Genomic DNA, 7,599 nt, shown 5'->3' with positions numbered 1-7,599 from the left:
GTTTAAATACTTCCTGACGGTATTGAGCCCCCTCGGGACCTGCATGTTTTCCCCACAATCCTTCCCAGTAAAAGTAAATCACTCCGTAACCACGATCATTCGCTAGCCGCACCTTTTCGTTCAAAACATCCATCGAGGTTGTTCGTTTGCCAAAGCCTGCTAAGACGCCAATCTGGATGGGGATGCCCCATTCGCGGGCTTTGCGTAAGGCGGGTTGGTCAAGATCTTTGGCATAACCCCTGAGCGAATAGGCATAGTTTTGAACGACGAGATCATCAATCAGCTGTCCAACGGCCCAGAGCTCCCAATCTTGAAGCCAGTTGTTATAAGCAAACCTGAATGGACCTGGTGAAAGGCTGATTCGCACGGGCAACGACTCTTGCTCCAGGCGAATGCGCAGGTCGCGAAGTAGACCGGTGAGTTTGCGGCGACGCCAGGTCATCCAATAACGATTGGTGTAGTCGCGGGGGGGAGCAATGCCGAATTCATTTTGATAAAGCGTTGATGTGTAAGGGTCGTAGCCCAATTCCACAGGCCAAGCAAAGTGGTCATCGAGTTGCAGTCCGTCCATCCGGCAGCGTTTCATCACTTCCACCACGAGGCCGATGAATCGCTCGCGGACTTGAGGGTGCGCAGGATTGAGCCACACCATCTCTTTGCCGTGCATCGTCATCACCGGGTCACCATTGGCCCGTGACAACACCCAGTCCGGATTGTCTTGCACGACCTCTGCGGAGGCGGGCTCCATGAGTCCGTACTCAAACCAGGGGACCACTTTCATCCCGCGTTTGTGAGCTTCCTTGCTCAGGGTGCAAATGGGATCAACCTTGATACCAGCGGTCTTTAGGGCTGGCTCCAGCGGGGCAAAGTCACTGGAGTGAAACGTCGTTCCACGACTCCAAACATTGGGATAAAGCACGGAGAATCCTGCTTCATCAAGCTCATCAATGGCTTTCTTGATGTTCCGTTGGTCGTAGTAAAGCGGGCTAGGGCTATTGGTGAGCCAGACCCCTAGGGCCTGTTTTCGCTCAACACGCGGTAAACGACTTTTTCTCAGCAGGATGTTGGTGCTCTGGCCAAACGTGGCTGGAGGAGCCATGAGCAGGGTGAATGGCAAGCTGAGTGCCCAAAAAAAGTGTCTCAACAGCACAGATCAAGCTTGGGTTGAGTTAGCGGAACATCGAGCTAACAGAACTCTCCTCATGGATGCGCCAAATTGCTTCGCCGAGCATGTTGGCGACAGACAGCACATGCAGCTGGGGAAAGGTGTGATTGGATGCGATTGGGATGCTGTTGGTGACCACAACCTGTTCAAACAGGCCCTCTGCCGACAAACGTTCGATCGCTGGTGGAGAGAAGACGGGATGGGTGGCACAAGCGATGACGCCTGTCGCACCTTGATCTCTCAGCAACTTGGCACCGGAGCAGATCGTGCCTCCGGTATCGATCATGTCGTCGATCAGGATCGCCGTGCGGCCACTGACATCACCAATGACTGTGAGGCTTTCAGCCATGTTGTGACCGGTGCGGCGCTTGTCGATGATGGCCAGAGGAGCACCGTTCATTTGTTTGGCAAAGGCCCTGGCCCTGGCTACGCCACCGACGTCAGGCGACACGACCACCACCTCTCCCAGGTCTTGGGCGGAGAGGTAATCCACAAGCACCGGAGAGCCGTAAATGTGATCACAGGGAATATCAAAATATCCCTGGGTTTGAGCTGAGTGCAGATCCATCGCCAGCACCCGATCGACTCCCGACTTCACGAGCAGATTGGCGGTGAGCTTGGCTGCAATGGATTCCCGACCGGCTGTTTTGCGGTCAGCGCGTGCGTAGCCGTAGTAGGGAACCACCGCGGTGATCTGTCGTGCCGATGCCCTTCTGCAGGCATCCACCATGATCAACAGCTCCATCAGGTTGTCGTTCACCGGAGCGCAAGTGGGTTGGATCAGGAAGACATCGCAGCCGCGAATCGATTCCTGAATTTGTACATACAGCTCACCATCGGCGAAGCGTTTACACACCTTGGGGCCGTCAGGCACTCCGAGGTATGCCGCAATTTCCCTGGCGAGTGCGGGATTGGAGGTGCCGCTAAACAGGCGAAGACGTCGGGTGTCGTGCTGCAACGTCTCTTGCTCGGCTCGGGCAGCGGTGAGAAAACTTGTCACGATGCCCGCGCTTGAGATCGGCGATAAACCGATCGTAGTGCTGCATAGCCTTCCTATCCATAAACGGTGTGGATCTGTTCTCCCTAGGGTCGCTAGATGCTTGACTTCACCTTGGCTCTTGTTGGAGCTGGCCCCCTTCCTGAGCTCTCGATGCGCGAGGGTGCTCAACAGCTCGCCAATCGCTTTTCGGCTGAGTTGGTGCCATTGGCCTGTGGTTCGGATCCTCAAGCCGGTTTGCAAGCCCTGGCCTCGCGTCAGCACGAACGAAGCCGACTCACATTGCTGCGCTTATGCGGTGATGCGGCGATGGCGCAAGGCACCTCTGGTAGCTGGCTTGATGCTCTTGCCGCTTGGCGATGTCCTGTTTTGTTGTTAGCCCAGCCCAATGCAGCTGGTTTGATCCCTGGTTTGGCACCTGCCTCAGTCGCACTGTGCCACTCGCTGAACATCCCTTTGGTTGGTGTGGCGCAACTTGGAGGCAGCTGGGATCTTGCGGCCCGGCGCATGGATGGCTTGCCCTGGTGTGGCCTGTTGGACACAACAGAAGATGGTGGCATTGCTTCTGATGCGCTGGTCCGTTCTATTCAGCAGCGATGGAAACGTCTGAATCCAGGAATGAACGCTTTGATGCGTTGATTGGCACAACTTGCGCATCATGGTTGATGCCAAGCAGGGAATACACCCTTGAAGGTGGATCAAGGGTGGTTGACCTGGGTGAACTGAGATGCAGAGACACAACGTCATGCCCTGCGACGATTCTCAAGTTGGTCTCAATCGAGACAGACGAAGGGCGTCGCGAGGGGAATGATCATTGTGTCTTCAAGTTCCTCTTATGGGCTTTCTTGCTGTCGCTAGTTGCTTGGCTCTTGCGGCTGTCGTATCGAATGCGCTGATTGAGAACTTGTGACTTGGATGTCCCTTGTGTTTGCTTAGGAGTACTTTGCCTATATTGCTGAATTCTTTAGGTATGAGAGCTGATATCCGTCGGCTATGATGCCTGTTTGTCTGGTCAAAAGCTTACAAGCTTAGTATATTTATAGTCAGCAATAATAGATTTTAGTTGTTAATTGGTAGGTCTCTTTTGCCTGCTCCTCGGTGTTCGTTGCTCCAATGGGTGTTGAGTATATTTAGCAAGGTAAGTAGTCTCTATTAGGTTTGCGATTGATTTGGTCGTCAATCCATAGATTGCTTTGCCGTATCAATCAGTGTTGCGTAAATGTTGCGTTGCTGTGACGAACTCGTGGTATTAAAAAGTGCTATCTGCACTTTTCGGGCACTTGCTGATTGCGTCGCTCGATTAATATTTGGTTATTCATGCCGTAAGGATGCATCGTTGGGTCGCTTACTCGATCCTCTGCCTTGCAGGCTGGAATTGGTTAGGCTGATCTGTTTGCGTAAATAGAATTTACCGATTCCGGATCTTTCAGCGCTGTTAACCAATCTGTTAGTTGTTATCTACTCCAATCTTTCTAAATTCTTCCTATTAGGGCGGCTCAAGTTCAGGGCTGATATCTAAATTTGTTTGAATCGAGTTGTCTCATTGAAGTGAATGGCTTCTTTCTTCGTTCAAAGTCAGAAGGATAGAGTAATCACTAGTTCTGTCAATTAACTTGAAATAATTAATGGGCTCTTGTTGGGCTAGGCCCAATGGAGTCTATCTGCGTTCAGTTTTTATGTGTCTTCTTGCTCTTGGCGTGAGAGTGCTTGGATGACAGATGAAGCAGGTTTGACGCCTTCGATTGATCCTCGGTTTTGGTGAGTTTTGTAACCAGATTCCAGGTGTCCTGTGGTGATAGTTCTCCCTCATCGCTCCACTTAAGGCTGGAAAGGTGATGCGCCGACATGATGATTTGAACCAGTTGAGAAAATTTAGTAGAAGTAGCAGTGCTCCCGTTAGCGTTTGACCACCTTGTTAACAGGAGAAATAATGAAGAACGTTCAATTGGATACAAAGAGTTCCAGAAATGTTCACGATTGACTTTATCGTTTCAAGATCTTGTTTTATCGGCGACAATTATCAGGGTGTAACTAGAGGCGATCGCTGTTCCTCGAACGACAGCTTTTCGTTGTTTTGACTTCTGTAAGGTGCCGATAGTGTCTACATTGAGGCTGGATTTAAAATGGCGCGATAATTGTTTTGGCGAGAATAGTAAACCTTGCTGTGGCTCAACTCGTTTCCCAGTCAATCTCGTTATTCAGTGATGATCCTGTACTCGTAGTTGATTTTGCCTAATCGTTCTGACTGTCTGGACTGACGCAGGCGGTTCTTTTTGGCCATTGCGGGTTATGTGATAACGGATGCCGCATCCGTCACATTCGATTGATGGGAAAATATTTCAGTGAGTCAGTTAAGGATTACACCCATGCTCGATCAGTTCTGAGCGGGCCAGATTGGCAGGCTCAGATCTGGCTTCAATTCGCGCAGCCTCTGTTGACCGGCTCGAGGTGCAAGAGGAAGCTCCGTAATGACCGGTGGCGAGGGAGCGCTGATTGCCGCCGCCATCAGGCTTAACATCTCTGTAGTGCTGATGTCTGTGGTGACCTGATTAGAGAACACATTCAATAGCTCAGGTACCACTGTGAAGGCATCGATTTCAGCTAACTGCTGATGCACTCCTTGGAGAAGCAGGCGTTGTCTCGCCCGTCTCTGATGATCTTCATTGGGCTTGGGTTTATGACGCGCGAGTTGTTCTGCCTGAGCGCCATTGAGTGTTTGCAGTCCTGCTTGCAGATTCACCTTGTAACCCTGGGACTTGTCCTCGTACTTGTAGGTCTGATTCAGCGTGACTTCGATGTCTCCAAGTCCTTCTACGAATCTGCGCAAGCTTTGCCTGGAGAGGATTAAATAGCGATCTGGCTTGTTCGCCGGCAGTTCGATGAGCTCGCTAACAACGTCGGAGGTCAGCGCGATTCCACCATATTTCCAAGTTGTGGAAAGAGCTTGCATCTCCTCGATTCCTGGCAGTTGAACTGCCAGTTCTGTCGGCAATTGCAAAACTTGAACAGGTTGTTTTGAGCCGATATTGACCAACATCAAGCTGTCGGCGTTGCTGGTACCTTCCGGCGCTGCTTGGTTGGATGTGGCATTAATGGTGTCGGCATCGAGGCCCACAACCAGCACCATCACGGCTTGTTCTGGGAGCGGAGCGAGAGTTAAAGATCCGTTGGACGACTGCACATCGGCGCCTACGGGGTCTGGTTTGGGCCAAACCATGGCAAGCGCTGTGCCCGCTAAAGCCGTGCCAAACAAGGCAGCACCAATTCTCAGGAGACTGCGCCCGGGGCGGTCGCCTAACCAGCCTTTGCTCGGCTTTTGCTGCGAGTCCTCACTCAACGCTGGATCCCCCATGCGTGATGGTTTGATGATTGATCAGACAGTCTTGCTCAGTCTCGCTGAATTGGGAAACAGAGGAGAGGTCTAGGGGCGAGCTGAGATTAGATGTTGATCAGAGATGAGTGACTTGATTGAATCAGTTGTCTGTGTGAGTCTGATGGGTGTAAATCAATTCGTTAGAAGGCTGGTTTCGAGAAGATAATAATCAAGCCATCAAGATAAAGACCTTGAATGTTGTTTGTTGATTATGATTGAGTTATTTGCTGTCGCCTCTCTGGGCGATGTTTGGTGTCTTTTTAAAAAAGAGCAGCATCGCCTAGTTCTTGTCCAGCCATTCCCTCTTTGTTGACCCTTGCGAAAAACTGTTCGAGGGTGTCATCACCAAAAGAGGGGGTTGCCTCGGGGTCATAGCAATTACGTTTCTCGTTCCAAACCAGCATGGATTCACTGGCGTAATAACAACCGATACGGGCGAATTCGGCTGTGTCTTCTACCCCTGGTATCAGCATTGCCACTTTTTCTAAAATGGCAGTTGGAGCATTCATGACTGCTATCGGTAATGAGAGCATTCTGGGCGAGCGGCCTAGGACTTTAAAGAGTATTTCCCCTTGTTCGCGTGCGCTGAGCGCGGGGCCTGGCCCGCCGATGGGCAACACTTGATTGACTTTGTCAGCTTCATTTACACAATTGGCTAAGAAGCATGCAAGATCTTTTTCACTGATTGGCTTGCAACTTGTTAGCTCTCCATTTCCAAACATGACATATGGTGCGCCTTTCTTGCAGCTCTCAAATTGGGCGGCAATGCTTTTGAAAAAAGCTGTTGGGCGAACGATCGTATGAGTGATTTCTGTGTCTTCCCTGAGCCGGGTTTCGAAGGCAAGTTTCGCTTTTTGAAATTCTAAAATTGGCTTTTGTACGCAGATGGCTGAAAGCATCACGAAATGCGCTACACCAGCCTTTTTCCCTTCGTTGTAGGTGTTGAGATTGGCTTCATAATCGATTGCCCATGAATCTTTTTTGCCGCCCGTTCTCGATGCAAGGCAAGAAATCACCACATCAGTGGGTTCATTGAAGGCATGGGTTGCAAGTGAAGCCGGATTGGTCACATCGCCAAACCTGACCTCTGCGTCAGGGAAATCGGCTACGACGTCTGCTTTGCCTTTGCGTCCTCCAATTCCACTGGAGTCGCGGGCAAATGCCATCACTTGATATCCGCGCTTTACCAGTTCTCTCACGACAAATCGTCCGATGTACCCAGTGGCCCCGAAGACGGCCACCCGCACTTGATCTGGAGAACGTTCTCGAAAATCATGGCGCGGTGAGAGGGGGGCGAGCACGTCGTCAACAGATTGATCTGAATCAACGCTAGGGCGTGAATCTTCCGTTTTCAAACGAAGCGAGTTGGTAGATCTCAGTGATTGCGATGGGCTTGAGGGAAGAGCTTCGATGCTTGTTGAGACGCTCCGTAAGATCACAAAGGTCGGATCATTTGGATTCCCTTCGACCGTCCGGCACCCCGAATGATTTGCTTCGATGGTTAATCACTCCAGAAGCGAAAGGGATCGGCGGGTTGGTGTACTCCTTCACCCCACAGCTTTGCCGGACTCACCGGTGTGTGGAAGCTTTGGACGATCAGCCCGTGAATGGTTGAAGGCTTTGGCGAGCCATGGCGTCAGCGTTTGGCAGATTTTGCCCCTTGCTCCGCCTGATGGCACGGGGTCGCCGTACAGCTCACCCTCCAGTTTTGCCTTAAATCCTTGGCTCCTGGATGCCAAAGATTTGGCAGAAGAAAGCTTTGTGGCATCCAGTGATCTTGGGCGTCTCCCCGGTGCTGATGCCAAGGCGGAATCGACCGTCGTACTGGACTTTCAACTGGCCGATGCGCGTGCTGCTGCACTGGGCCGCGCGCTTGCAGCCCATTGGCCTCAGCAATCCTCTCTGCGCCAACAACAATTTCAACGGTGGAGGGCTGACCAAAGCCATTGGCTGACAGATCACGTCAATTTCGTGGTTCTGCGTGATCAACACAACGGTTTGCCTTGGTGGTCTTGGCCCCATCCGCTCGCTGTGCAGCAACCTGCTGCCTTGGCTCAATGGCGG

6 protein-coding genes are annotated in these 7,599 nt (G+C 51.6%); 2 read left to right on the top strand and 4 right to left on the bottom strand.

Annotated features, from left to right (window positions below):
• Together NCN04_RS05325 and NCN04_RS05320 are read right to left on the bottom strand one after the other, a co-directional pair.
• Nucleotides 1–1,099 (bottom strand): glycoside hydrolase family 10-like protein (locus tag NCN04_RS05325; RefSeq protein WP_250395402.1); only part of this gene is annotated, 1,099 nt, incomplete at its 3' end.
• A gap of 70 nt (nucleotides 1,100–1,169) precedes the next feature.
• A complete protein-coding gene (locus tag NCN04_RS05320; protein WP_048346240.1) occupies nucleotides 1,170–2,165 on the bottom strand; it encodes a ribose-phosphate pyrophosphokinase in 996 nt (331 codons plus the stop codon).
• A 96-nt stretch (nucleotides 2,166–2,261) separates the two neighbouring features.
• Between NCN04_RS05320 and NCN04_RS05315 the strand changes: the two genes are divergently transcribed.
• A complete protein-coding gene (locus NCN04_RS05315; protein WP_250395401.1) occupies nucleotides 2,262–2,801 on the top strand; it encodes a thiamine pyrophosphate-dependent dehydrogenase E1 component subunit alpha in 540 nt (179 codons plus the stop codon).
• 1,735 nt (nucleotides 2,802–4,536) lie between these two features.
• Here NCN04_RS05315 and NCN04_RS05310 read toward each other — a convergent pair.
• Together NCN04_RS05310 and NCN04_RS05305 are read right to left on the bottom strand one after the other, a co-directional pair.
• Nucleotides 4,537–5,514, bottom strand: a complete 978-nt coding sequence (locus tag NCN04_RS05310; RefSeq protein ID WP_048346243.1) for an LCP family protein — start codon at nucleotides 5,512–5,514, stop codon at nucleotides 4,537–4,539.
• 281 nt (nucleotides 5,515–5,795) lie between these two features.
• The gene (locus NCN04_RS05305) at nucleotides 5,796–6,776 is read right to left on the bottom strand and encodes an NAD(P)H-binding protein (RefSeq protein WP_350223237.1); all 981 of its coding nucleotides are present in this window, start codon (nucleotides 6,774–6,776) and stop codon (nucleotides 5,796–5,798) included.
• Nucleotides 6,777–7,032: 256 nt separating this feature from the next.
• Here NCN04_RS05305 and NCN04_RS05300 point away from each other — a divergent pair.
• A partial coding sequence (locus NCN04_RS05300) for a 4-alpha-glucanotransferase (RefSeq protein WP_250395399.1) occupies nucleotides 7,033–7,599 on the top strand: 567 nt, incomplete at its 3' end.

Origin of the sequence: Synechococcus sp. MU1655 (genome assembly GCF_023630655.1) — a bacterium.
GTDB lineage: Bacteria > Cyanobacteriota > Cyanobacteriia > PCC-6307 > Cyanobiaceae > Synechococcus_C.
Note: the sequence above shows the minus strand (reverse complement) of the source record. Positions and strands in the feature narration are given on the sequence as shown.